A 23,771-nucleotide genomic window follows, 5' to 3' on the forward strand; every position below is an offset into this window, starting at 1 on the left:
GCCGGGTGCGCGCATCCGCGCGCTCCGCAGCGCCGCGCCGCTGGCCTGCGGGCGGGAAAGGCGGTTGCGCGGCGGGGCGCGCCCGTGGGTCCGGGGCGGGCGCCGTCATGCCAGCGGCCCCGGCGGCGGCAGGGGGGCAGCGCGCATCCCTTCCCAGCGGCCCTTCGCGGTGGCCCAGTAGTAGCGCGCGTGCAGCCCCCGCCCGCGCAGCAGCGACAGCGCGGCGCCGGCCAGCGGCCGGTACAGGAAGGGCGCCCAGGTGGCGGCGGGCACGCGGTGGCGGCGCAGCGCGAAGCCCAGCCCCAGCGCGTAGCGCCCGGCGCGCTCCACCGCCTCCGGCGTCAGGCGCTTGTCGGGGTGGACCACGCGCAGCGCGGGGTCGTAGCGGGCGCGGTGGCCGACGGCCAGGGCGCGGCACACCAGGTCGTTGCCCTCGGCGCTGCCGAAGCGGGCGCCGGGGCCCATGCCCTCGTCGAAGCCGCCCAGGGCCAGCGCCACCTCGCGCCGCAGCCACAGGTTGAACTCGATCACGCTGGTCCAGACGTTCTCCAGCGTGATGGGCCCGCCCTCCGTTCGCCAGCGGCCGGAGCCCAGTCCGCCGCCCGGCGCCTCGGCCGGGCCGGTCAGCACGGCCAGGGCGGGGTCGGCGAAGGCGGCGCGCACCTGCGACAGCGTGCCGGGCTTCAGCAGGCAGTCGTCGTCGGGGAAGGCGACCAGCGCGCCGCGGGCGTGGCGCAGGCCCAGGTTGCGCCCGGCATTGGCGTTGGCCGCCGCCATGCGCAGGTGGGTCAGCGGCAGGCGCGGCGCCCATTCCGCCGCCAGCGCGTCCAGCCGGCCGTCGCCGTTCTGGTCCACCAGGATGATCTCGAAGGGCGGCTCCTGCGCCGCGACGCTGGCGAGCAGCGCGCCGATCTCAGCGACGCGGCCCTTGGTGGCGACGACCAGGGAAATCACGCGCAATGCTCCATCAGCCTGGCGCGGAAGGCTTCGGCGGAGAAGCGCTCGGCGTTGGCGCGGCAGGCCTGGGGGGTGAACCGAGCTTCCTCCGCCACGAAGCCGCGCACGGCGGCGATGATGGCCTCGGGGGTCTGCTCGGCGAACAGCACGCCGGTGTCGGCCTGCACGATGTCGGCGGCGCCGCCGCGGCCGAAGCAGACCAGCGGCGTGCCGGCGGCCTGGGCCTCCACCAGGGCGATGCCGAAATCCTCCTCGGCGGCGAAGACGAAGGCGCGGGCGCCCTGCACCAGCTCCACCAGCTTCGGCTGGGACACGCGGCCCAGCACCTCGATGTTGGGCGCGCCGGCCGCGGCTTCGCGCACCAGGGGGGCGGAGGGACCGTCGCCGGCGATGACCAGGCGCAGGTCGGGCATGCGCCGGAACGCCTCGGCCACCAGTTCCAGCCGCTTGTAGGGCACTTGGCGCGAGGCGACGGCGAAGTGCCGGCGCGGGCCGGTGGCCATTGGGAAGCCGGCCACGTCCACCGGGGGGTGCAGCACCGCCGCCTCCCGCCGCCACGCCTTGCGGATGCGCGCGGCGATGAAGGAGGAATTGGCCAGCAGCAGGTCCGGCCGCTGGGCGCTGACGGCGTCCCAGTTGCGCAGGCGGTGCAGCAGCCAGCGCGTGTAGAGGCCCTTCACGCCGCGCTCCATGCCCGATTGCCGCAGGTATTGCCCCTGCAGGTCCCAGGCGTAGCGCATCGGCGAATGGACGTAGGAGACATGGCGCGTGCCCGGCCCGGTGATGACGCCCTTCGCCACCGCGTGGGAGGACGACACCACGAGGTCGTAGCCGCGCAGGTCGAACTGCTCGACGGCCAGCGGCATCAGCTGCAGGTAGTTGCGGAACATCCGCCGCGCGAAGGGCAGGCGCTGGATGAAGGAGGTGCGCGGCACCTTGCCGCGCAGGAAGTGGCGCTCCTCGCCGGGCAGGAAGTCGCACAGCACGAACAGCTCGGCCTCGGGCCAGCAGAGCAGCATCTGCTCCAGCACGCGCTCGCTGCCGGCGTAGCCGTCCAGCCATTCGTGGATGAGGGCGACCTTCATGGCGCGATGAACCCCAGCAGCCGCCGCGCGGCCGCCTCCCAGGAAAAGGATTGCGCCCGCGCCCGGCCGGCGGCGGCCAGGGCGTCGCGGTGCGTTGCATCGTCGGCCAGCGCGGCGACTGCTTCGCCCAGCGAGTCCGGGCGGGCGGCGTCGAACCATTGCGCCGCCTCGCCGCACACCTCCGGCAGGGGGCCGAGCGGGGCGGCGACGACCGGGCAGCCGCACCACATCGCCTCCAGCGGCGGCAGGCCGAAGCCCTCGTAGCGAGAGGGGAACAGCAGGCCCAGCGCGCCCTCGTACAGCGCGCGCAGCCCGGCATCGCTGACGCGGCCCAGGGCGCGCACGTCGGCCGGCGCGTCGCTGCCGGCGCGGAACACCGCGGCGTCCTTCGCCCCGGCCACCGCCAGCACCAACCCGCGCGCGTGCAGCGCCCCCATGGCCGATTGCAGCGCGGCGAGGTTCTTGTGCGCCGCCCCGGTGCCGACCACCAGCGCGTAGCGGCGCGGCTGCAGCCCGTGGCGGCCCAGCACGGCGGCGTCCGCGGCGTCGCGCAGGATGTGCTCGCCGCCCTCCAGCGTCGCCGGCGGCGCGGGGATGCGCAGGTGCTGCGCGATGCGCCTCGCCGAGAAGCGCGACACGGTGACGATGCGCGCCCCCCGCCACGCCAGCCCGCGCTGCACCGCGCGGTACCAGGTGCGGAAGGCCAGCGAGTAGGATTCCGGCGTGTCGAAGGCGCCGGCATCGTGGATGACCACCGCCTGCCGCGCCCCGGCCAGCAGCGGCCCGGTGTTGCCCAGGTTCAGCAGCATTCCGCCGCGCGCGGCGCGCGGCAGCTCCCACTGCTCCCACGCCTGCCCGGTGCGGCGGCCGACCATGCGCGGCGACAGGCGGGGAAACTGGTCGAGGTCGCGGGCGTCGGGCGGGGCCAGCAGGGTGATGGGCGGGCGGTCGGCCATGGCGTCCAGCGCGCGGCAGATCTCGCGGGCGTAGCGCTGCACGCCGGTCAGGCCCTGCGCCAGGAAGCGGCCGTTGACGAAGATCATGCCGCCAGCAGCCTCCGCGCCTCGCGCGGGTGGCGCAGGGCGCGGCGCTCCTCGGGCGACAGGGCGCGCAGCAGCAGCACCGCCGCCAGCGCCGCGCCGGCCAGCGCCAGCCCGGCGGCCAGGGGGCGGGCCGGCGCCCAGGCGGTCAGCGCCAGGGCCAGGGCGGCGGCAGCCAGGCCGGGCAGCAGCGCCCGCACCGCCGGCCGCGCCGCCGGGTACAGCCGCGCCGCCAGCCATGCCTTGCCGGCGCAATCGGCCGCGGCGCGCAGCGCCCAGCCCAGCGCCGCGCCCTCGATGCCGAAGCGGTGCAGCAGCCACCACAGCACCGGCAGGAACAGCGCCAGCTCGGCCGCCACCAGCGCGGCGGTGGCGTCGGGGCGGCCGATGGCGTCCAGCAGCGCATTCGGCACGTAGGCCAGGCAGGAGAAGAAGATGCCCGCGCCCAGGATGCGCGCCACCGTGCCGCCCTCGGCGGCGAAGGCGGCGCCGAGCCACAGCCCCAGCAGCCAGTCGCCCGCGCCTGCCAGCACCAGGCAGGCGGGCAGGGCCAGGGCGGCCACCAGCAGGGCGCCGCGCCGCAGCAGGGCGGCGGTGACGGCGGGCAGGGCGGCGAAGGCGCCGGCCATGGCCGGCAGCAGCGCCTGCGCCACCGCCACCGGCAGGATCCACATGCGCATCACCAGGTCCAGCGGCGTGGCGTAGTGCGCCACGGCGGCGAGCGTCAGCACCGCGCCGATGACGAAGCGGTCGGCGTAGACCAGCGCCTGGTTGAGGATGGAGGACACCGTCATCCAGCCGCCGATGCGAAGCAGCGGCAGCACCAGGCGCGGCGAGCCGACGCGCATCCCCCCCAGCACTGGCCGCGCCAGCCAGGCGTAGGACAGGGTGTTGGCAAGCCGGCAGGCCACCAGCACCAGCATCACCGCCACCAGCGAGGGCCATGCCATCAGCGCCAGCACCGGGCCGAGGTAGTACATGACGGAGACCGGGATGGTGACGAGGTTGGCGGCGCGGAAGCGTTGGTGCGCCGCCAGCACGCCCCACAGCGCCGCGTTCACCACCACCAGCGGCGCGGCGGCGGCCAGGATGCGGAAGGCCAGCAGCGCCTCCTCCTCCAGCGCCGGCGGCACGTTGAGCGCCGAGTGCACCAGGGCGGGCAGGGCGAACCACAGCGCCGCGGCGGCCAGGGTGGCGAAGCCGCCCAGCGCCACCAGCGCCGTGCCGACCAAGGCGGGCGATTCGCCGCCGCGCCCCTGCGTCATGCGCTCGCTGATGGCGCGGGTCAGCGCGGGGCCGATGCCGAGGTCGAAGATGCCGAACACGCCGACCATGGCCAGCGCCAGGGTGAACAGCCCCCAGCGCTCCAGCCCCATCTGCGCCACCAGCACGGGGGTCAGCGCCAGCGCCAGCAGCAGCGGCAGGCCGCGGCCCAGGGCGTTCCAGAACATGCCGGAGACGAGGCGCCCCGCCCCGGCCCGGGCCTCGGCGCTCTCGCCGGCCATCGCGCGCAACCCCTCTCGGAAGGGGGCTCTCTAGCCTAGTGCGCGCCCTTGCGCGACAGCACCGCCAGCGGCGTGCGCAGCAGGATGCGCAGGTCCTGCGCCAGCGAGGGGCGGGAGACGTAGGCGACGTCCAGCGCCACGCGCTGGGCGTAGGAGGTGTCGGAGCGCCCGGACACCTGCCACAGCCCGGTGATGCCCGGCCGGACGGAGATGTAGTGGGCCGCCGCCGCGCCGTAATGGGCGTCCAGCTCGGCCTTCACCACCGGGCGGGGGCCGACCAGCGCCATCTCGCCGCGCAGCACGTTGAGCAGCTGCGGCAGCTCGTCCAGCGAGGTGGCGCGCAGGAAGCGGCCGATGCGGGTGATGCGCGGGTCGCGGCGCAGCTTGCGGGTGGCATCCCACTCGGCGCGGGCGGCGGGGTCGCTGGCCAGCAGGGCGGACAGGCGCTCCTGGCTGTCCACCACCATGGAGCGGAACTTCAGGCAGCCGAAGGGGCGCCCGCCGCGCCCCACCCGCGCGTGGGCGAAGAAAGCCGGGCCGCCATCGGCGCGCACCAGCAGCGCCAGCACCAGGAACACCGGCGAGAGCAGCAGCAGCAGCGCGCCGGCGCCCAGGATGTCCAGCCCGCGCTTGGCCGCGCCCTGCCAGGCCGGCAGCGACGCGGCGGCCACCATCTGCGGCACGCCCGCGGCGGAGCCGGCGAAGCCGCCGCTGGCCTGCAGGGTCATGTCGCGCTGAAGGGACGAGAAAGCGTCCAGCCCGGGCATGGATGAGGTTCTTTCCACCGCGTGCCGCGGAGAGGCACACCCGCCCCGGGACACCCTGCCCTTCCACCAGGTGGGAAGGGCGGCATTCCGACGGGGTTAAGGCAGGATTGTGGCAACGCAACATTCCCCGCCGCCCTTGTCGGCCGCCGCGGCCCCGGCCATGCAGGGCCCATGCGCGCCTACCTGGCCTCCGTCCTGATGGGAGCGATCCTCGCCAGCACCCTGTTCCCGCTCGATTTCCTCCTGCCGCGCGCCGGGCTGGACTGGCGGGCGGCGGGGGATGCGGCACAGCACGCCATCGCCCAGCGCCACTTCCTGGCCGATGCCTGGCGCTGGCCGCTGCTGGAACTGCCGACCCTGGTCGGGGCCAACCTCGCCTTCATGGACGGCATCCCGCTGCTGGCGCTGCCGCTGAAGCTGCTGGCGCCCTTCCTGCCCGAAGGCTTCCACGGCATCGGGCTGTTCTACGCCCTGGCCTGGGTGGCGCAGGGGCCGGCGACGGTGTTCGCCCTGCGCGGCTTCGGTGAGCGGCGGCTCCTTCCGGCGCTGGCGGTGGCGCTGATGGCGCTGTCCATGCCCGCCTTCATCATGCGCTTCGGCCACGCGGCGCTGTGCGGGCACTTCGTGCTGCTGGCGGCGCTGGGCCTCTACGCCCGCGCGCTGGGCGACGCACGCTGGTGGGCGGCGGCGATTCCCTTCCAGGTCGCGGCGCTGCTGGTGCACCCCTACCTGGCGCTGATGGCGCTGGCCGTACTGGCCGCCGCGCCGCTGACCCTGCTGCTGCGCCGCCGGCCTTGGGGGCGCGCCGCCGCCGGGGTGGCAGGGGCGGCGGCGGCCATGGGCGCCGCCATGGCGCTGCTGGGCTACCTGGGCGCGGCCGGCGAAGGCGGCTTCGGGCAGTACGCCATGAACCTGCTCTCACCCGCCTGGCCGCACCGCTCCTGGTTCCTGGGCGGGCTGGTGGTGGCGGAGGTGGACGCCACCGGCCATGGCGGGTGGGAGGGCTACAACTGGCTGGGGCTGGGGCTGTGGGCGGCGCTGGCGGCGGGGCTGCTGCTGCGCCGGCCGCGCCTGCGCCCGCATGCCGGGCTGGCGCTGGCCTGCCTGGGGCTGCTGGCGCTGGCCGTGTCCTCGCGGGTCGGGCTGGGCGGGACGGTGCTGCTGGAACTCGGCCCGGTGCCGGCGGTGCTGGAGCAGTTCCGCGCCTCAGGCCGCTTCTTCTGGCCGGTGGCCTACGCGCTGCTGCTGGGGGCGGCGTTGCTGCTGGCCGGGGCGGGGCGGCGGGGGGTGGCCATCCTGCTCGCCTGCGCGCTGCTGCAATTCCTGGACGCCATCCCCGCCCGCGCCGCGCTGCGCCTGTGGGCGCAGGAGCGCCAGCCCTGGACGGTGGAGGCCACCGCGCTGCGGCCGCTGCTGCGCGCCGCCGGCAGCGTCACCCTGGTGCCCGCCTGGCCCTGCGTGGCGAAGGAGGACGGGCCGGCGCGGGTGCGCCTGCTGGAGCTGCTGCTGCTGGGCAGCGAATCGCCCCGCCCGGTCAACACCGCCTACGTGGCGCGCTGGCGCGGCGAGGCGCCGCGCTGCGAGGCCCCCGGCCCCCTGCGTCCCGGCGAGCTGCGGCTGGTGCTGCCGGGCTGGGCGCCCGGCGCCTCAGGATGCGCGCCGCTGGGCGACCTGCTGGTGTGCCGCTGAGGGGATGTGGCGCTCGACGAAGTACAGCGGCCGCGCCTTGGTCTCGTTGAAGACGCGCCCGAGATATTCGCCGATGACGCCCAGCATCATCATCTGCACCCCGCCCAGGAACAGCACCACCGCCATCAGCGAGGGGTAGCCGGCGACCGGGTTGCCGAAGAACGCCGTGCGGAACAGCAGCTGCGCCAGGTAGGCCAGCGCCACCACCGACACCGCGAGGCCCAGGTAGGTGGCCAGCTTCAGCGGCCCCACGGTGAAGGAGGTGATGCCCTCCAGGCTGAGGTTCCACAGCTTCCACCAGTTCCACTTGGTCTCGCCCGCCGCGCGCGGCGCGCGCTCGTAGGGCACCGCCACCGCCGGGAAGCCCACCCAGGCGAACAGCCCCTTCATGAAGCGGTGCTGCTCGCGCATCGCCAGCAGCGCGTCCAGCGCGCGGCGCGACATCAGGCGGAAGTCGCCGGTGTCGCGCGGCAGCTGCACCCGCCCGCCCAGGCGCGACATCACGCGGTAGAAGCCGGCCGCGGTGGCCTTCTTCAGCCAGCCCTCGCCGTGGCGGACGCTGCGCTGGGCGTAGGCGACGTCGAAGCCGCCCCGCGCCGCCTCCACCAGCCGGGGGATCACCTCCGGCGGGTCCTGCAGGTCGGCGTCGATGACGATGACGGCGTCGGTGCAGGCGGCGTGGTCCAGCCCGGCGGTCAGCGCGATTTCCTTGCCGAAGTTGCGCGACAGGTTCAGCACCGCCACCCGCCCGTCCCGCGCCGCCAGCGCCTCCATCAGCGCCAGGGTGCCGTCGCGCGAGCCGTCGTTGACGTAGACCACCTCCCACGGCAGGCCGATGCCGTCCATGGCGGCGGCCAGGCGGGGGTGGAACTCGGGCAGCACCTCCTGCTCGTTGAAGCAGGGGACGACGACGGACAGGGCAGGGGCGGTCATGAGGGCTCCACAAGCCGCAGGAAGATGGCGTTTCGCGGGCAAGGGCGCGCGTGTAAACCCGGCGGGATGGACGAGGACGACGACGACGCCATCCCGGGCCTGCCGCCCGGCCTGCCCTTCTACATGACCCCCGCCGGCCACGCCGCCATGACGGAGGAGCTGCGCCGCCTGTGGTCGGAGGAGCGCCCGAAGGTGGTGGAGGTGGTCGGCTGGGCCGCCAGCCTGGGCGACCGCTCGGAGAACGCCGACTACCAGTACGGCAAGAAGCGCCTGCGCGAGATTGACCGCCGCGTGCGCTTCCTGCGCAAGCGGCTGGAGCGCGCGGAGGTGGTGGACCCCGCCCGGCAGACCCGGCGCGACCAGGTGTTCTTCGGCGCCACCGTCACCTTCGCCCACCTGGACGACCGCGAGGTGACGGTGACCATCACCGGCGCGGAGGAGGCGGATGCCGGCAGGGGCGCCATCTCCTTCCTCTCGCCGGTGGCGCGGCAGCTGCTGGGCAAGCGGGTGGGCGACGTGGTGCGCCTTCGCAAGCCGGGCGGGACGGAGGAGGTGGAGGTCACCGCCATCCGCTACCCGTGAGGCTGGTGCTGCTGCTGGGCGCGGCGCAGACCCTGGCCTGGGGCGGGTCCTACTACATGCCCGCCGTGCTGGCCGCCCCGATGGCGCGGGAGCTGGGCGTCGCGCCCTCGCGCGTGTTCCTGGCCTTCTCGCTGGCGCTGCTGCTGACGGCGCTGCTGGGGCCGGCGGTGGGGCGCGCCATCGACCGCCATGGCGGGCGCTGGGTGATGTCCGCCGGCAACGCCGCCTGCGCCGCCGGGCTGCTGCTGCTGGCGGCGGCGGGCGGCGAGGCGGCGCTGTTCGCCGGCTGGGCGCTGCTGGGGCTGGGCATGGCGGCGGCGCTGTACGACGCCGCCTTCGCCACCCTGGCCCGGCTGCTGGGCGGCGGGGCGCGCGGCGCCATCACCGGCATCACGCTCATCGCCGGCTTCGCCTCCACCCTGGGCTGGCCGCTCTCGGCGCTGATGGAGGCGCAATGGGGCTGGCGCGGCGCCTGCCTGGGCTGGGCGGCCATCCAGCTGGGGCTGTGCATCCCGCTGAACCTGCTGCTGCCGCGCCCGCCGCCCGCCGCCCTGCCCAGGCCCGCCGCCCCGCCGCAGCCCGGCGAGGCGCCGCGCGCCGGCTGGCGCGACGCCGCGCTGATGGCCCTGGCCTTCGCCGCCGGGGGCTTCGCCGCCGCCGCGCTGGGGGCACACCTGCCCGGGCTGCTGGTGGCCGCCGGGGTGGCGCCGGCCGCCGCCATCGCCGCCGGGGCCTTGCTGGGGCCGGCGCAGGTGGGGGCGCGGGTGCTGGAGTTCGGGCTGCTGCGGCGGCTGCACCCGCTGTTCTCCGCCCGGCTGGCGCTGCTGGCGCACCCGCTTGGGGCGGCGGTGCTGCTGATGCTCGGCCCGCCGGGGGCGGTGCTGTTCGTGCTGCTGCACGGCGCGGGCAACGGGGTGCAGACCATCGCGCGCGGCACCTTGCCGCTGGCGGTGTTCGGCCCGGCCGGCTACGGCCAGCGCCAGGGCCTCATCGTCGCGCCCGCCCGCTTCCTGGCCGCCGGGGCGCCCGCCGCCTTCGGCTTCGCCCTGGAATCGCTGGGCGCCTGGGCGCTGGGGCTGACGGCGGCGCTGTCGCTGCTCGGGCTGGCGGCGCTGCTCAGGCTGCGCGCGCCGCCAGCACCCGGCGCAGCGCCGCGTTGAAGGCCTCCGGCGCCTCGTACGCCACCCAGTGGCCGGCGCCGGGGATCACCGTCTCCATCAGGCCGGGGTCCAGGGCGCGCAGCACGTCCAGGCGCTCCCTCACCTGCGGCCAGGCCACGGCGTCGCGCTCGCCCCAGATGCCGGCCAGGGGCGCGCGCGCTTTCAGCAGCGCCTGCCGCAGCGAATCGCCCGAGGCGTAGCCGCGCGAGCGCAGCCGGGCCAGCGTCGTGTTGTGCTCCTGGATGTCCAGGGCGGTGGCGTCCACCCTGGCAGGGTCGTGCAGCATCAGGCGGCGCAGGTTCTCCGCGTTGGCGGCGCGGCGCTCCGCCGGGGGCAGGCCGCGCACCTTCAGCAAGTCCAGCGGCGGGCGCGGCAGGCCCAGCGACGCCGCGCCGACCAGGGTGAGGGAGCGCACGTGCCCGCCCTCCGTTGCCGCCAGGTGCCCCGCCACATTGGCCCCGAAGGAGAAGCCGCAGAGGTGGTAGGCCCGCCGCTCGCCCAGCAGGCGGCGCAGGCCCTCGCGCAGCGGCGCGGCCGCCGCCGCGGGGGCGGGGGCGTCGCCGGGCGGCATGGCGCTGTCCCCCAGGCCGGGGGTGTCGGGCGCCAGCACCCGGAAGTCGCGCGCCAGGTCGGGGATGTTGCGCAGCCAGTGCATCCAGGAGCCGGAGCCGCCATGCAGCAGCACCAGCGCCGGCCCGTCGCCCCAGGCCCGCCAGGCGACGTGTCCCTCGCCGCAGGGCGTGTGCAGCAGGTCGGCCGCGGCGGCCAGGGTGGTGATCTCGTCCGTCATGCCTTGCGCCTCGCCTCCACCCGCGCGATCCACGTCGTCGCCGCGAAGATCACCAGGGCGCCGACCAGCGTGGCGCGTTCCGGCACCTCCGCGAAGACCAGCCAGCCCAGGACGGCGGCCCACAGCAGGTCCAGGAACTTCACCGGCTGGGCGGCGGAGATGTCGGCCAGGCGGAAGGCGCTGGTCAGCAGCCAGTGGCCCAGCGTGCCCAGGAAGCCGCACAGCAGCGCCATCCCCCAGTGCCAGGGCAGCGGCGCCTGCCAGGCCCACAGCGCGAGGGGCAGGGAGAACCCCGCCACCGTCAGCGACTGCCACAGCACGATCACCGCCGGCCCGTCGCGCCGCGTCAGCGCCTTGGTGATGAGGAAGGAGGCGGCGAACAGCGGCGAGGACGCCAGCATCACCAGCGACCAGGTCGGCTCCGCCCCCGCCAGGCTGGGCCAGACCACCACCAGCACGCCGCAGAAGCCCAGCAGGGAGGCGGCCCAGCGCTGCCACATCATCCGCTCGCCCAGGAAGGCCACGGCGCCCAGCATGATGAACAGCGGCGTGGTGAAGCCGATGGCCGTCATCTCGGCGAAGGGGATGTGGGGCAGGGCGGCGAACCACAGGAACAGGCCGGAGGAATGCACCGCCCCGCGCAGCACCTGCCCGCCCAGCCCGTTGGGGCGCAGCGGCGCCACCCCGGCGCGCAGCAGCCAGGGCAGCAGCGGCACCACGCCCAGGGCGTAGCGCAGGAACTGCACCTGGAAGGGCGGCAGGTCGTGCGTCAGCACGCGCATGCCGGTGTTGAGCAGGGCGAAGCACAGCCCGGCCAGCGCGGCCAGGCCCATGCCCGCGAGGGCGGGGTTCATCACCGCGCAGCTTCGCCCGGCGGGGGCGGTTGCGGAAGCCATGCACGGGCCTAATCTTCGCCCATGCCCGACACCCACCTGCCCTTCGACCCCTCCGCCCTGAAGTTCGGCATCGGCCAGCCGGTGCCGCGGCAGGAGGACCCGAAGCTCCTGCGCGGCGAGGGACGCTACACCGACGACCTTTCCCTGCCCGGGCAGCTGCAGGCCTGGGTGGTGCGCTCGCCCCACGCGCATGGCGTGCTGCGCGGGGTGGACGCGGCGGAGGCGCTGGCCGCGCCCGGCGTGCACGCCGTCATCACCGCCGCCGACCTCGGCGCCTATGGGGAGATGGTCTGCGCCATGCCCTTCCCCGGGCTGCGGACCACCCGCCGCCCCGCCCTGGCGACGGACCGCGTGCGCTGGGTGGGCGACCCGGTGGCGGTGGTGGTGGCCGAGACCAAGGCCCAGGCCAAGGACGCCGCCGAGCTGGTGCTGCTGGACATCGAGCCGCTGGAGGCGGTGACCGAGGCTTCCCGCGCCGCCGGGGCCCCGGCGCTGTACGACGACCTGCCGGGCAACTGCGTGCTGGACTTCGCCCATGGCGACCCGGCGGCGCTGGACGCCGCCTTCGCCCGCGCCGCCCACGTGCAGCGCCTGTCCATCCGCAACAACCGGGTGGTGGTGGCGAGCATGGAGCCGCGCTCGGCCCTCGCTTCCTTCGAGGACGGGCGCTTCGTGCTGCGGGTGGGCTGCCAGGGGGTGTTCGGCCTGCGCAACCAGCTGGCGGACGACGTGCTGAAGGTGGGGCGCGACGGCGTGCGGGTGCTGACCGGCAATGTCGGCGGCTCCTTCGGCATGAAGGCCAACGCCTACCCGGAATACCTGCCCATCCTGCACGCCGCCAGGCTGCTGGGCCGCCCGGTGAAGTGGACCGACGAGCGCTCGCAATCCTTCCTCAGCGACCAGCACGGGCGCGACCACGAGGTGGAGGCCGCGCTGGCCTTCGACGCCGAGGGGCGGATGCTGGCGGTGCGGCTGGACGCCTGGGCCAACATGGGGGCCTACCTGTCCACCGTGGCGCCGCTGATGGGCACCGGCAACTTCGTCAAGAACGTGCAGAGCAACTACGCCGTGCCGCTGATCGGCGTGTTCACCAGGTGCATGCTGACCAACACCACCCCGGTCAGCGCCTATCGCGGCGCCGGCCGGCCGGAGGGCAACTACTTCATGGAGCGCCTGGTCGAGGCCGCCGCCCCCGCGCTGGGCCTGGACGCCAACGAGATCCGCCGCCGCAACCACATCACCGCCTTCCCCTACAAGGCGGCCTCGGGCAGCACCTATGACGGGGGCGAGTTCTCCGCGGTGCTGGACCAGGCGCTGGAGGCGGCGGACGTGGCCGGCTTCGCGGCGCGGCGGGCGGAGAGCGAGGCGCGCGGGATGCGCCGCGGCCTGGGCGTCGGCAACTTCCTGGAATGCACCGCCCCGCCGGCCAAGGAGCAGGGCGGGCTGCGCTTCGAGAAGGACGGCACGGTGACCATCATCACCGGCACGCTGGACTACGGCCAGGGCCACTGGACGCCCTTCGCCCAGGTGCTGCACCAGAAGCTGGGCGTGCCCTTCGCCGCCATCCGGCTGGTGCAGGGCGATTCCGACCTGCTGGTGGCCGGCGGCGGCACCGGCGGCTCCAAGAGCCTGATGGCGTCCGGCGCCGCCATCCTGGAGGCCAGCGACTTGGTCATCGAGAAGGGCCGCGCCGCCGCCGCCCACCTGCTGGAGGCCGCGCCGGTGGACATCGAGTTCGCGGACGGCCGCTTCAGCATCGCCGGCACCGACCGCGGCATCTCCGTGCTCGACCTGGCGGCCCGCTTGCGCGAGAGCCATTCCCTGCCGCCGGAGGTGCCCTCCAGCCTCGACGTCACCCACGTGTTCGACCAGGCGCCCCAGGCCTATCCCAATGGCTGCCACGTCTGCGAGGTGGAGGTGGACCCGGAGACGGGGGTGGCGAAGGTGGTGCGCTACGTCGCCGTCAACGACTTCGGCGTCATCGTGAACCCGCTGATGGTGGCGGGCCAGGCGCATGGCGGCATCGCCCAGGGCGTCGGCCAGGCGCTGCTGGAGCGCGTGGCCTACACGGAGGAAGGCCAGCCGGTCACCGGCTCGTTCATGGATTACGGCCTGCCGCGCGCCGACGACCTGCCGCCCATCGCCACGCTGGACCACGGCGTGCCCTGCACCACCAACCCGCTGGGTGCCAAGGGCTGCGGGGAGGCCGGCTGCGCGGGCTCGCTGCCCGCGGTGATGAACGCGCTGTGCGACGCGCTGGGCGTGGACCACATCGACATGCCGGCGACGCCCGAGGTGGTGTGGCGCGCGCTTCAGCCGAGGTAGCGCGCCATCTCCGCCTCGTATTCGGCCTCCCGCGTCCAGCGCGCCCAGTCGGCCTTGGCGGGCAGGGCGCCGACCGGCCGGCCCTCGCGCAGGGCCAGCAGCGCGTCATGCACCGCCTGGGCGGCCGCCTGGGACGGCGCGTGGCCCAGCAGCGCCACCCGCACGCCGCGGCTGGCCAGGTAGGCGTTGTCGCGGATCTCGGCGCTCAGCGTGCCCAGCACCAGCGGCAGCGCCGCCGCCTCCGCCACCGCGTCCAGCTGCGCGCGCGCCGTCACGCCGGTGAGGAAGATGGCGTCGGCGCCGGAGGCGTTGTAGGCGCGCACCCGTTCCAGGCAATCCTCCAGGCCGGAGATGGACATGGCGCCGGTGCGGGCGAACACGCAGGTGGCGCGGTCCATCCGCGCCTCGCAGGCGGCGCGCACCTTGCCCACGCCTTCGGCGATGCCGACCAGCCGGGGCTGCGCCGCGCCGAAGGGGCGCGGCAGCTCGGTGTCCTCGATGGAGAAGCCGGCGATGCCCGCCGCCTCCAGCTCCTGCGCGGTGCGCGCGGCGTTCAGCGCGTTGCCGTAGCCGTGGTCGGCGTCGGCCAGGATGGGCAGGGTGGCGGCGGCGCGGCACACCCGGCGCGCCTGCTCGGCGAACTCGCCGAGGGTGATGAGGATGTGGTCCGGCGCGCCCAGGATGGCGAGCGAGGCGGTGGAGCCCGCCAGCATCCCCAGCTCGTAGCCCAGCCCCTCGGCGATGCGGGCGGAAAGCGGGTCATGCGTGGAGGCGGGGTGCAGGCAGGCGCTGCCGGCCAGCATGGCGCGCAGGGCCTCGCGGCGTCGGGTGAAGGTCATCGCCGGGCAGCATGGACGCCCGGCGCCGCCGCGCCTAGCCTGCGGCCCAGGGAAGGGACGGGCGCACCATGGAGAACGACTACCTCTGCCTGCACGAGATCGTGAAGGCGGCGCAGGCGAAGCTGGACCGCAACATCTGGGACTACCTGGTCGGCGGCACCGAGAGCGAGACGACGCTGCGCCGCAACCGCCTGGCCATCGACAGCGTGGCGCTGCGCCCGCGCGTGCTGAACGACGTCTCGCAGGTGGACACCGGCACCGATTTCCTCGGCCACCGCATCGCCCTGCCGGTGATCCTGGCGCCCGTCGGCTCCCTCGAATCCTTTCATCCGGAGGCGGGGACGGCTGTGGCGCGCGGGGCGGGGGGGTTCGGCGTGCCGTTCATGCTGTCCTCCGTCTCGCAGCCGGGGCTGGAGGCGGCGGCGCAGGCGGCCACAGGGCCCAAGGTGTTCCAGCTCTACGTCCGCGGCGACCGCGAGGAGACGGACGCCATCGCCCGGCGCGCCATCGCCGCCGGCTACGACGCCTTCGCCATCACGGTGGACACGGCGCACTACTCGCGCCGCGAGCGCGACCTGGCCAAGCGCTTCGTCAAGCGCTGGCGGGCCAACGAGCCCGGCGCCATGCACCACCAGGCCGCGCTGTCCTGGGCCGACATCGCCGACTTCAAGCGCAAGCACCGCATCCCGCTGATCCTCAAGGGCATCGGCACCGCCGAGGACGCCGCCCTGGCGGTCGAGCACGGGGTGGAGATGGTCTACTGCTCCAACCATGGCGGCCGGCAGCTGGATGGCGGCCGCGGCTCGCTGGACGTGCTGCCGGAGGTGGTGGAGGCGGTGGCCGGGCGCGCGAAGGTGATCGTGGACGGCTCCTTCTCGCGCGGGACGGATCTTGTGAAGGCGCTGGCGCTGGGGGCCGACTATGTGGGGCTGGGGCGGCTCTACCTCTACGGCCTGGCGGCGGGGGGCGCGGATGGCGTGCGCCGCGTGCTGGAGATCCTGCAGGACGAGGCCGAGCGCGCCCTGGGACTGACCGGCGTGACCGGCTGGGCCGGGCTGGGGCGGGGGCACCTGCACCGCGGGGCGCCGCTGGTGGCGATGCCGCACGTCCACAGCGCCTTCCCCCTGCTGGCCGAGGGCTACTGACCCGCCACCTTCCTGCCACGCCGCCGCCGCGACGGGGCCGCAGCGCCGGCGTTGCATCCCTCACGAGGATGGCGGTCCCCCCGAACCCCCGCCGCCCGGAGGGCCCACGCCATGGCGCGCCGAATCCTTCTTCCGCTCGCGGCGATGGCCGCGCTGTCCGGCTGCGTCGCCGCCGGGCCGGGCTATTACGGGCCCGGGCCGCGGGTGTGGCACGGGCCGTCCTACGGCTACGTCGCGCCGCCGCCGCCGCGCGCATGGGGGCCGCCGGCCTATGCCTGGCGCGCCCCGCCGCCGCGCCACTGGGGCGGTGGGCCGCGGCATCACGGGCGCGGGCACGGGCACGGCTGGCGCCGCTGAATCAGGCCTTGCGGCGCCTGGCCTTCGGCGGGGCGTGGCGCGCCAGGATGGGCGCCAGGAAGCGGCCGGTGTGGCTCTCCGGGTTCGCCGCCACCTCCTCCGGCGTGCCCTTGGCGACGATGCGCCCGCCGCCGTCGCCGCCCTCCGGGCCGAGGTCAAGCACCCAGTCGGCGGTCTTGATGACCTCCAGGTTGTGCTCGATGACGATGACGGTGTTGCCGCCCTTCACCAGCGCGTGGAGCACCTCCAGCAGCTTGCGGACATCCTCGAAGTGCAGGCCGGTGGTCGGCTCGTCGAGGATGTAGAGGGTGCGCCCCGTCGCGCGGCGGGACAGCTCCTTCGCCAGCTTGATGCGCTGCGCCTCGCCGCCCGACAGCGTGGTGGCCTGCTGGCCGAGGTGGATGTAGCCCAGCCCCACCTCCTCCAGCGTGCGCAGCTTGTCGTGGATGGAGGGCACGGCGGCGAAGAACTCGCGCCCCTCGCTCACCGTCATGTCCAGCACGTCGCTGATGGACTTGCCGCGGAAGCGCACGTCCAGCGTCTCGCGGTTGTAGCGCTTGCCCTTGCAGGTGTCGCAGGTGACGTAGACGTCGGGCAGGAAGTGCATCTCGATCTTGATGACGCCGTCGCCCTGGCAGCTCTCGCAGCGGCCCCCCTTCACGTTGAAGGAGAAGCGGCCGGATTTGTAGCCGCGGGCGCGGCTTTCCGGCAGCTCGGCGAACCAGTCGCGGATGGGCGCGAACAGGCCGGTGTAGGTGGCGGGGTTGGAGCGCGGGGTGCGGCCGATGGGCGACTGGTCGATGTCGATCACCTTGTCCACGTGCTCCAGCCCCTCGATGCGCTGGTGCGGGGCGGGCACGACGGAGGCGCCCATCAGCCGGCGCGACAGGCCGTTGAACAGCGTCTCGATCACCAGGGTGGACTTGCCGCCGCCGGAGACGCCGGCCACGGCGGTGAAGGTGCCCAGCGGGAACTCCGCCGTCACGTCCTTCAGGTTGTTGCCCGAGGCGCCGACGACGCGGATCAGGCGCTTGGGGTCGGGCTTGCGCCGGGCGTCGGGCATTGGGATCTCGCGCCGGCCGGACAGGTAGGCGCCGGTGACGCTGGCGGGGTTGGCCGCCACTTCCTCCGGCCGGCCCTGGGCCACCACCTGCCCGCCATGCGCGCCGGCGCCGGGGCCGATGTCCACCAGCCAGTCGGCGGTGCGGATGGCGTCCTCGTCGTGCTCCACCACCAGCACGGAATTGCCCAGGTCGCGCAGGCGGCGCAGCGTGCCCAGCAGGCGCTCGTTGTCGCGCTGGTGCAGGCCGATGGAGGGCTCGTCCAGCACATAGAGCACGCCGGTGAGGCCCGAGCCGATCTGCGAGGCCAGCCGGATGCGCTGGGATTCCCCGCCGGACAGCGTGGCGGAGGAGCGGGCGAGCGAGAGGTAGTCCAGCCCGACGTCCACCAGGAACTGCAGCCGGTCCTCGATCTCGCGCAGGATGCGGCGGGCGATCTCCTGCCGCTGCGGGGTCAGGCTGGCGCTGACGGTGCCGAACCATTCGCGGGCCTTGCGGATGGACAGCGCCGAGGCCGCGCCGATGTGCTGGCCCGCCACCTTCACCGCCAGCGACTGCGGCTTCAGGCGGAAGCCTTCGCAGGCGTGGCAGGGCTTCTCCGCTTGGTAGCGCGCCAGGTCCTCGCGCACCCAGGGATTGTCGGTTTCCTTGAAGCGGCGCTGGAGGTTGCGGATCACGCCCTCGAAGGGCTTCTCCACCTCGTAGGCGCGCAGCCCGTCCTTGTAGCGCAGCGTCACCGGGGTGGTGCCGGTGCCGTGCAGGATGGCCTCCCGCGCCTCCTCCGGCAGCTCCTCCCACGGCTTCTCGGCGCTGACCCTGAGGTGGCGGGCGAGGCTCGCCAGCGTCTGGTCGTAATAGGCGCTGGAGGCGTTGCCGGCCCAGGGCGCGATGGCGCCTTCCTTCAGGCTCAGCCCCTCCTGCGGCACCACCAGCGCGGGGTCGAAGAAGCTCTCGGTGCCCAGCCCGTCGCAGGCGGGGCAGGCGCCCTGCGGCGAGTTGAAGGAGAACAGCCGCGGCTCGATCTCTTCGATGGAGAAGCCGCTGACCGGGCAGGCGAACTTCTGGGAGAACACGGTCCGCGCGCCGGTGTCGGCTTCCTCGGCATAGGCGATGCCGTCGGCCAGGCCGAGCGCGGTTTCGAAGCTGTCGGCCAGGCGCTGGGCGATGTCGGGGCGGACCACCACGCGGTCCACCACCACCTCGATGTCGTGCTTCAGCTTCTTGTCGAGCTTGGGCGCCTCCTCGATGCGGTGCAGCGCGCCGTTGATCTTTACGCGCTCGAAGCCGCGGCGCTGGTATTCGGCCAGTTCCTTGCGGTACTCGCCCTTCTTGCCGCGGATGACGGGCGCGAGGATGAGCAGCCGCGTCCCCTCCGGCATGGCCAGCACGCGGTCCACCATCTGCGAGACGCTCTGCGCCTCGATCGGCTCGCCGGTCGCGGGGGAATAGGGCACGCCGACGCGTGCCCACAGCAGGCGCATGTAGTCGTGGATTTCGGTGACGGTGCCCACGGTGGAGCGCGGGTTGTGCGAGGTGGTCTTCTGTTCGATGGAGATGGCGGGGGAAAGGCCCTCGATGCTGTCCACGTCGGGTTTCTGCATCAGCTGTAGGAACTGGCGCGCGTAGGCGGACAGCGATTCGACGTAGCGCCGTTGCCCCTCGGCATAGATGGTGTCGAAGGCGAGCGACGACTTGCCGGACCCCGACAGCCCGGTGAGCACCACGAGCTGCCCCCCCGGCAGGTCGAGGTCCAGGGATTTCAGGTTGTGCTGGCGCGCGCCGCGGATGCGGATCGACCCTGCGGAAGGGGAAAGGTCTGCGGCGTCGCGCGGCATGGGAAAAAGGCTCCGGAAGCGGACAAGTTCGCGTTGCGTTCTCGCCCTTCAAGCATCATATGGGGTGGGTGTCCAAGGGGTTTTCGGGTATGACCGGCCCCTGAATCTGCGGGGATATGCGTGCGATGGCCGGCGTCAACAAGGTGATCATCCTGGGCCGCCTGGGGAAGGACCCCGAGGTGCGGAACTTCCAGAATGGCGGCAAGGTGGTGAACCTGCGCATCGCCACCTCCGAACGCTACAAGGACCGCGAGGGCAACCAGCAGGAGCGGACGGAGTGGCACGCGGTGGCCATCTTCAACGAGAAGCTGGGCGAGATCGCCGAGCGCTACCTGAAGAAGGGCAGCGAGGTCTACATCGAGGGCCAGCTCGAGACCCGCAAGTGGCAGGGACAGGACGGCCAGGACAAGTACACCACCGAAATCGTGCTGCGGCAGTACCGCGGCGAGCTGGCGCTGGTCGGCGGGCGCGGCGGCGCCTCCGGCGGCGGCGACGAGATGGGCGAGGGGGGTGGCGGCTATAGCGGCGGGCGTTCCTCCGGCGGTGGTGGCTATGGCGGCGGGCGCGGCGGGGCCTCCTCGGGCGGCGGCGGGCGGTCCTCCGGCAGCTGGGATTCGGGGGCCAAGAAGGCCGACCTGGACGACGACATCCCGTTTTGAGCCGGAAGCGCGCCAACGCCCTTGCATGACGTTTGCGTGATGCTACACGGAACAGGCTAGGGTGGAGTTGCCAACGCGGCCGGACCTCATGATCGTCCGCAGAAGGCCGGCGCGTGCGTGGCGCCGGATGCGAGGAGCCTCCCCTTGGCCGCCAGCGTCGTTAACCCCTCCCTGGACAACCTGCACGAGGAGCCGCCGTTCCGCGGCGCGCTCGACACGCTGCGCTCCCACGCCATCCTCGGCTGGGTCCTCGGCGTCGAGGCGCCGTCCGACCCGGTGTCGGTGGAGCTGCGGATGGGCGGGCAGGTGGTGGCCCTGGCCACGACCGGCCACCGGCGGATGGACCTGGACCGCTTCGTCGCGGGGCCGTGCTACGCCGGCTTCAGCATCGGCGCGGCGGACGTCGCCTCCGACCGGCTGGAACTGGCGCTGTCCGTGCTGGACCGCGCCGCCGGCGACCCCGACGCCTTCATCGATGGGCTGGAGGTGCGGGTGGCCGGCGCCCCCTACGCGCTGTTCAAGGCGACGACCTTCACGGCGGACGAGGCCGCCCTGCGTTCGTTCCGCGACCGCCTGGCCGCCCGCCTGGTCGAGGTGACGGCCAACCAGAAGGTGCGCCAGCGCGAGGCCCTGCTGCGCTCCTCGCCGTTGCAGCCGCCGGACGCGCCCGACGTGCGGCTGGTGGCGTTCTACCTGCCGCAGTTCCACCCCACGGTGGAGAACGACCAGTGGTGGGGTCGGGGCTTCACCGAATGGAGCGGCGTGGTCGCCGCCAAGCCGAATTTCGACGGGCACGCCCAGCCGCGCCTGCCCGCCGACCTCGGCTTCTATGACCTTCGCCTGGACGACGTGCACCGCCGCCAGGTTGAGCTGGCGCGCAGCTACGGCATCACCGCCTTCTGCTACCACCACTACTGGTTCTCGGGCACCTCGCTGCTGACGCTGCCGGCGGAGCGCCACCTGCGCGAGGGCCTGGACCTGGATTTCTGCCTGTGCTGGGCGAACGAGAACTGGTCGCGCCGCTGGGACGGCTCCGAGCACGACGTGCTGATGGGCCAGCAGCATTCGGAGGCGGATGACGCCGCCTTCATCGAATCGGCGCTGCCGTTCTTCCACAGCCCGCGCTACCTGAAGGTGGACGGCGCGCCGCTGCTCATCGTCTACCGCCTGTCGCTGCTGGCCAACGCCCCGGCCACCATCCTGCGGTGGAAGGCCGCCGCCCGCGCGGCCGGCTTCCCCGACCTGCATGTCTGCATGGCGGAAACCTTCGGGCAGCGCGCGCCCGACCTGCAAGGCGCCGACAGCGCCGTGGAGTTCCCTCCCCACGGCGTCAATGCGCGCGAGATCACCCAGGACCTCCCCGGGCTGCGCCCCGACTTCACCGGCCGCGTGTACGACTACGCCGACATGGTGGCCGGCCAGCTCGCCCGGCCGGACCCAGGCTGCCTGCTGTTCCGCACCGCGTCGCCCGCCTGGGACAACACGGCCCGCAAGGGGGCCGGCGGCCACACCTTCCACGGCGCCTCGCCGACCCTGTTCGAGGTCTGGCTGGACGCGCTGTGCACGCAGGCCCGCGGCCGCAACCGCGCCGAGGCGCGGCTGGTCTTCGTCAACGCCTGGAACGAGTGGGCGGAAGGGGCGGTGCTGGAGCCGGAGCGGGAGCTGGGGCACGCCAACCTCCGCGCCGTGCGCCACGCGCTGTTCCCGGCCGAGCAGGCCGAGCTGGAGGGCTATGCCCGCGCGAACGCTGAGTTGCGGCGCATGCTGCGCGCGGCCGGCGACGCCGACGGCCAGCGCTGCGCCTTCCTTCCCGAGGCGCCGCTGGGCTTCACCGTCATCCGCAATGCGCCGCACCCCGCCCGCTGCACGCTGGACCGGCTGAACGGCACCTCGCCCCCTGCCGCCAGCGGCGCGACCCTGTTCCGCGAGCAGGCGCTGAGCCTCGCGGGTTGGCTGGTGATGGAGGACCTCCCCACCTCGCCCGAGATCCCGCTCTTCGTCCGGCTGGAGCCGCGCGACCCGGGCGGGGAGGCCTACGTGGCAGCCATCGAGCGCCGCTCGCTGCGGCCCGACGTCGCCCAGGCGCTGCAGATGGCCGACAGCGGGAATTGCTGGTTCGGCTTCGAGGTGGCCGCCAGCCTGCTGCGCGTCGCGCCAGGCGCCTATGCCGTGTCGCTGCTGGCCGGCACGCGCGCCGACCCGGCCGTCGCGCTGCGTCTGCCGACCAAGGCCACCGTGTATGTCGGCTGAGGCGCGGCCGGGCCCGGACTCGCTGGTTAGCGTCGTCATCCCCGCCTTCCGGCACGAGGCGTATGTGGAGGCCTGCCTGCGCTCCGTCGCGGCGCAGACGCACGGGCGGATGGAGCTGCTGTTCCTCGACGACCGCTCGCCCGACCGCACCTTCGAGGTGGCGCGCGACCTGCTGGAAGGCCCGCTGCGCACGCGGTTCGAGCGCGTGGTGTGCCTCCGCAAGGAGGGCAACGGCGGCGCGCACGACTCCATCAACCTGGGCGTCGGCATGGCGGCCGGCAGCCACGTCGCCATCCTCAACAGCGACGACCTGTTCCACCCGCTGCGGCTGGAGCGCCTGCTGGCGGGCCTCGCCGCGCAGGGCTCGGCCTTCGCCTTCTCCGCCGCCGCCACCATCTGGGACGGCGGCGGCGACCCGGCGGGCGCCGGGCCGGGCGACTATTTCCTGCTGCTCGGGCCGCGCACGGTGGCGGAGGTGGCGTCGGCGCCCAGCGTCGGCTTCGCGCTGCTGCGGCGGAACGTGGCGCTGTCCACCGGCAACTTCCTGTTCGCGCGGGACCTCGCGCGGCGGGTGGGTCCCTTCCTGCCGTTGCGCTACTGCCACGACTGGGACTTCGTGCTGCAGGCCACCCGCTTCACCGAGCCGGTCTTCGTGCCGGAGCCGCTCTACAGCTACCGCCTGCACCCGCAGAACTCCTTCCGCGGCTACCAGCACCTCAACCAGATCGAGGTGGAGGTGGTGCTGCGGCGCTTCTTCGCCGCCGTGCTCCGCTGGCCCACCCCCAACGGCTTGTGCCCCAGCCCGCGCAACTGGCCCGGGGTGTTCGAGTCCTGGGCGGCCCGCTTCTGCGGCGAGGAGATGCTGTTGGCGGAAGCGGAGATGCCGGCCCGCCACAGCCGCACCGTGGCCCGCGGCGCCCCGGCGCGCGACGCCGCCGAACTCGCCCAGCAGAAGCGCGCCATGGCCGCCCGCGTCGCCCGGCGCCAGGCCGAGGCCACCAGCAAGGACCGCCCGGCATGACCACCCCCCCGACCGGCAAGTCGCTCCTCGGCGTCGAGACCGACCAGGAATGGCTGGAGATCCTCGCCCGCAGCGTCCGCGAGCCGGTGATCGCGGGGGTGCACATGCCGCGCTGGCCCCTCGCGGCGGTGCAGGAGAACTTCGTGGGCTCGGCCGACGAACTCTCCCTCCAGGAGGCCGGCGCCTTCTTCCGTGCGGTGAAGGCCTATGCCGAGAGGCTGGCGAACCCGCTGCGCGCGACCTCCTCCGTCCTCGACTTCGGCACCGGGTGGGGGCGCTACCCGCGCCTCCTGTGGGGGGACGTGGCGGCCGAGAACATCCACGGCGTGGACGTGGACGGCGACATCCTGGCCACCTGCCGCCACCTCGGGGTGCCGGGGCGGTTCAGCCAGATCGCGCCGCGCGGCAGCCTGCCCTTCGAGGCCGAGAGCTTCGACCTGGTGATCGCCTATTCGGTGTTCAGCCACTTGCCGGAGGACGTCGCCCGCCACTGGATGGCGGAGCTGCGGCGGGTGGCACGCCCGGGATGCATCCTGGCCTACACCACCGAGCCACGCCGCTTCCTCACCTTCGTGCAGGACCTGCCGGCGCAGCCGCAGACCGCCTGGCACGCCCTGCTGGGCCGCTTCCGCGACCAGGTCCCGGAGGCGCTGGCCGCCTTCGACCGGGGGGAGTTCGTGTTCCTGCCGACCTCGGGCGGCGACCACCTGGACGCCAGCATCTACGGCGACGCGGTGGTCCCTCCCTCCTACATCGAACGCGAGTGGTGCGAGGGCTTCCGGCTGGTGCGCTACCTCGACGATCCCGCCCAGTTCTGGCAGGCGCTGGTGGTCGCGCAGCGCCTCTGAGAAGGGCCGCCGGGGGCGGCGGAGGTT

The 23,771-nt window shown here is 74.2% G+C and carries 20 protein-coding genes; 10 read left to right on the forward strand and 10 right to left on the reverse strand.

The features are described from left to right. Positions 1–105: 105 nt before the first annotated feature. Genes ACI6QG_RS03100 through ACI6QG_RS03120 form a run of 5 tightly spaced genes read right to left on the reverse strand, consistent with a single transcriptional unit; the run spans position 106 to position 5,315 of the window. On the reverse strand, positions 106–954 hold the full coding sequence (locus tag ACI6QG_RS03100) for a glycosyltransferase family 2 protein (protein ID WP_407023099.1): 849 nt from the start codon (positions 952–954) through the stop codon (positions 106–108). Then, entirely contained in the window at positions 951–2,042 is a 1,092-nt protein-coding gene (locus tag ACI6QG_RS03105) for a glycosyltransferase (RefSeq protein WP_407023100.1), read from the reverse strand. The genes ACI6QG_RS03100 and ACI6QG_RS03105 overlap by 4 nt, the downstream gene beginning before the upstream one ends. Next, positions 2,039–3,085 carry a glycosyltransferase family 4 protein gene (locus tag ACI6QG_RS03110; protein ID WP_407023101.1) on the reverse strand — a complete coding sequence of 349 codons (1,047 nt, stop codon included), beginning with the start codon at positions 3,083–3,085 and terminating at the stop codon, positions 2,039–2,041. The genes ACI6QG_RS03105 and ACI6QG_RS03110 overlap by 4 nt, the downstream gene beginning before the upstream one ends. After that, positions 3,082–4,587 (reverse strand): oligosaccharide flippase family protein, encoded by a 1,506-nt coding sequence (locus tag ACI6QG_RS03115; protein WP_407023102.1) that lies wholly within the window; start codon positions 4,585–4,587, stop codon positions 3,082–3,084. Before ACI6QG_RS03115 ends, ACI6QG_RS03110 begins: the two co-directional genes overlap by 4 nt. A 35-nt stretch (positions 4,588–4,622) precedes the next feature. After that, positions 4,623–5,315 carry a sugar transferase gene (locus ACI6QG_RS03120; RefSeq protein ID WP_407023103.1) on the reverse strand — a complete coding sequence of 231 codons (693 nt, stop codon included), beginning with the start codon at positions 5,313–5,315 and terminating at the stop codon, positions 4,623–4,625. 210 nt (positions 5,316–5,525) lie between these two features. Between ACI6QG_RS03120 and ACI6QG_RS03125 the strand changes: the two genes are divergently transcribed. Further along, positions 5,526–7,043, forward strand: a complete 1,518-nt coding sequence (locus ACI6QG_RS03125) for a DUF6311 domain-containing protein (RefSeq protein WP_407023104.1) — start codon at positions 5,526–5,528, stop codon at positions 7,041–7,043. On the opposite strand, the gene ACI6QG_RS03130 is transcribed toward ACI6QG_RS03125, so the two are convergent. Next, positions 7,002–7,976, reverse strand: a complete 975-nt coding sequence (locus ACI6QG_RS03130; protein ID WP_407023105.1) for a glycosyltransferase family 2 protein — start codon at positions 7,974–7,976, stop codon at positions 7,002–7,004. The two genes, ACI6QG_RS03125 and ACI6QG_RS03130, sit on opposite strands and share 42 nt — an antisense overlap. Before the next feature lie 66 nt (positions 7,977–8,042). On the opposite strand from ACI6QG_RS03130, the gene greB reads away from it, so the two are divergent. Both greB and ACI6QG_RS03140 read left to right on the forward strand, forming a co-directional pair. Then, positions 8,043–8,558, forward strand: coding sequence for a transcription elongation factor GreB (gene greB / locus ACI6QG_RS03135; RefSeq protein WP_407023106.1), 516 nt, complete (start codon positions 8,043–8,045; stop codon positions 8,556–8,558). After that, the gene (locus ACI6QG_RS03140) at positions 8,555–9,718 is read left to right on the forward strand and encodes an MFS transporter (RefSeq protein WP_407023107.1); all 1,164 of its coding nucleotides are present in this window, start codon (positions 8,555–8,557) and stop codon (positions 9,716–9,718) included. The genes greB and ACI6QG_RS03140 overlap by 4 nt, the downstream gene beginning before the upstream one ends. Here ACI6QG_RS03140 and ACI6QG_RS03145 read toward each other — a convergent pair. Continuing rightward, entirely contained in the window at positions 9,675–10,508 is an 834-nt protein-coding gene (locus ACI6QG_RS03145; RefSeq protein ID WP_407023108.1) for an alpha/beta fold hydrolase, read from the reverse strand. The two genes, ACI6QG_RS03140 and ACI6QG_RS03145, sit on opposite strands and share 44 nt — an antisense overlap. Then, positions 10,505–11,362: a DMT family transporter gene (locus ACI6QG_RS03150; RefSeq protein WP_407023109.1), complete on the reverse strand. Its 858-nt coding sequence runs from the start codon at positions 11,360–11,362 to the stop codon at positions 10,505–10,507. The genes ACI6QG_RS03145 and ACI6QG_RS03150 overlap by 4 nt, the downstream gene beginning before the upstream one ends. A gap of 63 nt (positions 11,363–11,425) precedes the next feature. Here ACI6QG_RS03150 and ACI6QG_RS03155 point away from each other — a divergent pair, with 63 nt between their 5' ends. Further along, the gene (locus ACI6QG_RS03155; RefSeq protein WP_407023110.1) at positions 11,426–13,729 is read left to right on the forward strand and encodes a xanthine dehydrogenase family protein molybdopterin-binding subunit; all 2,304 of its coding nucleotides are present in this window, start codon (positions 11,426–11,428) and stop codon (positions 13,727–13,729) included. Here ACI6QG_RS03155 and ACI6QG_RS03160 read toward each other — a convergent pair. Next, the gene (locus tag ACI6QG_RS03160) at positions 13,717–14,568 is read right to left on the reverse strand and encodes an isocitrate lyase/PEP mutase family protein (protein WP_407023111.1); all 852 of its coding nucleotides are present in this window, start codon (positions 14,566–14,568) and stop codon (positions 13,717–13,719) included. The two genes, ACI6QG_RS03155 and ACI6QG_RS03160, sit on opposite strands and share 13 nt — an antisense overlap. A gap of 68 nt (positions 14,569–14,636) precedes the next feature. Here ACI6QG_RS03160 and ACI6QG_RS03165 point away from each other — a divergent pair, with 68 nt between their 5' ends. Continuing rightward, the gene (locus ACI6QG_RS03165) at positions 14,637–15,713 is read left to right on the forward strand and encodes an alpha-hydroxy acid oxidase (protein ID WP_407023112.1); all 1,077 of its coding nucleotides are present in this window, start codon (positions 14,637–14,639) and stop codon (positions 15,711–15,713) included. Between the two features lie 111 nt (positions 15,714–15,824). Continuing rightward, on the forward strand, positions 15,825–16,070 hold the full coding sequence (locus tag ACI6QG_RS03170) for a hypothetical protein (protein ID WP_407023113.1): 246 nt from the start codon (positions 15,825–15,827) through the stop codon (positions 16,068–16,070). 1 nt (position 16,071) lies between these two features. On the opposite strand, the gene uvrA is transcribed toward ACI6QG_RS03170, so the two are convergent. After that, positions 16,072–18,966 (reverse strand): excinuclease ABC subunit UvrA, encoded by a 2,895-nt coding sequence (uvrA, locus tag ACI6QG_RS03175; protein WP_407023114.1) that lies wholly within the window; start codon positions 18,964–18,966, stop codon positions 16,072–16,074. Positions 18,967–19,091: 125 nt separating this feature from the next. Between uvrA and ssb the strand changes: the two genes are divergently transcribed. From ssb to ACI6QG_RS03195, 4 genes are all read left to right on the forward strand, one after another. Further along, positions 19,092–19,625: a single-stranded DNA-binding protein gene (gene ssb / locus ACI6QG_RS03180; protein ID WP_407023115.1), complete on the forward strand. Its 534-nt coding sequence runs from the start codon at positions 19,092–19,094 to the stop codon at positions 19,623–19,625. Between the two features lie 144 nt (positions 19,626–19,769). Next, positions 19,770–21,875 carry a glycosyltransferase WbsX family protein gene (locus ACI6QG_RS03185; protein WP_407023116.1) on the forward strand — a complete coding sequence of 702 codons (2,106 nt, stop codon included), beginning with the start codon at positions 19,770–19,772 and terminating at the stop codon, positions 21,873–21,875. Beyond that, positions 21,865–22,896 carry a glycosyltransferase family 2 protein gene (locus ACI6QG_RS03190; protein ID WP_407023117.1) on the forward strand — a complete coding sequence of 344 codons (1,032 nt, stop codon included), beginning with the start codon at positions 21,865–21,867 and terminating at the stop codon, positions 22,894–22,896. Before ACI6QG_RS03185 ends, ACI6QG_RS03190 begins: the two co-directional genes overlap by 11 nt. Beyond that, a complete protein-coding gene (locus ACI6QG_RS03195; RefSeq protein WP_407023118.1) occupies positions 22,893–23,744 on the forward strand; it encodes a class I SAM-dependent methyltransferase in 852 nt (283 codons plus the stop codon). Before ACI6QG_RS03190 ends, ACI6QG_RS03195 begins: the two co-directional genes overlap by 4 nt. Positions 23,745–23,771: the final 27 nt, after the last annotated feature.

The organism is Sabulicella flocculans (assembly GCF_045449635.1).
Taxonomy (GTDB): Bacteria; Pseudomonadota; Alphaproteobacteria; order Acetobacterales; family Acetobacteraceae; genus Roseococcus.

Excerpts from the sequence above, each read along its gene's own strand:
- ACI6QG_RS03105 (WP_407023100.1), bottom strand. The coding sequence starts at position 2,042 with ATGAAGGTCGCCCTCATCCACGAATGGCTGGACGGCTACGCCGGCAGC.
- ACI6QG_RS03110 (WP_407023101.1), bottom strand. The coding sequence starts at position 3,085 with ATGATCTTCGTCAACGGCCGCTTCCTGGCGCAGGGCCTGACCGGCGTG.
- ACI6QG_RS03115 (WP_407023102.1), bottom strand. The coding sequence starts at position 4,587 with ATGGCCGGCGAGAGCGCCGAGGCCCGGGCCGGGGCGGGGCGCCTCGTC.
- ACI6QG_RS03120 (WP_407023103.1), bottom strand. The coding sequence starts at position 5,315 with ATGACCCTGCAGGCCAGCGGCGGCTTCGCCGGCTCCGCCGCGGGCGTG.
- ACI6QG_RS03125 (WP_407023104.1), top strand. The coding sequence starts at position 5,526 with ATGCGCGCCTACCTGGCCTCCGTCCTGATGGGAGCGATCCTCGCCAGC.
- ACI6QG_RS03130 (WP_407023105.1), bottom strand. The coding sequence starts at position 7,976 with ATGACCGCCCCTGCCCTGTCCGTCGTCGTCCCCTGCTTCAACGAGCAG.
- greB (WP_407023106.1), top strand. The coding sequence starts at position 8,043 with ATGGACGAGGACGACGACGACGCCATCCCGGGCCTGCCGCCCGGCCTG.
- ACI6QG_RS03145 (WP_407023108.1), bottom strand. The coding sequence starts at position 10,508 with ATGACGGACGAGATCACCACCCTGGCCGCCGCGGCCGACCTGCTGCAC.
- ACI6QG_RS03150 (WP_407023109.1), bottom strand. The coding sequence starts at position 11,362 with ATGAACCCCGCCCTCGCGGGCATGGGCCTGGCCGCGCTGGCCGGGCTG.
- ACI6QG_RS03155 (WP_407023110.1), top strand. The coding sequence starts at position 11,426 with ATGCCCGACACCCACCTGCCCTTCGACCCCTCCGCCCTGAAGTTCGGC.
- ACI6QG_RS03160 (WP_407023111.1), bottom strand. The coding sequence starts at position 14,568 with ATGACCTTCACCCGACGCCGCGAGGCCCTGCGCGCCATGCTGGCCGGC.
- ACI6QG_RS03165 (WP_407023112.1), top strand. The coding sequence starts at position 14,637 with ATGGAGAACGACTACCTCTGCCTGCACGAGATCGTGAAGGCGGCGCAG.
- ACI6QG_RS03170 (WP_407023113.1), top strand. The coding sequence starts at position 15,825 with ATGGCGCGCCGAATCCTTCTTCCGCTCGCGGCGATGGCCGCGCTGTCC.
- uvrA (WP_407023114.1), bottom strand. The coding sequence starts at position 18,966 with ATGCCGCGCGACGCCGCAGACCTTTCCCCTTCCGCAGGGTCGATCCGC.
- ssb (WP_407023115.1), top strand. The coding sequence starts at position 19,092 with ATGGCCGGCGTCAACAAGGTGATCATCCTGGGCCGCCTGGGGAAGGAC.
- ACI6QG_RS03190 (WP_407023117.1), top strand. The coding sequence starts at position 21,865 with ATGTCGGCTGAGGCGCGGCCGGGCCCGGACTCGCTGGTTAGCGTCGTC.
- ACI6QG_RS03195 (WP_407023118.1), top strand. The coding sequence starts at position 22,893 with ATGACCACCCCCCCGACCGGCAAGTCGCTCCTCGGCGTCGAGACCGAC.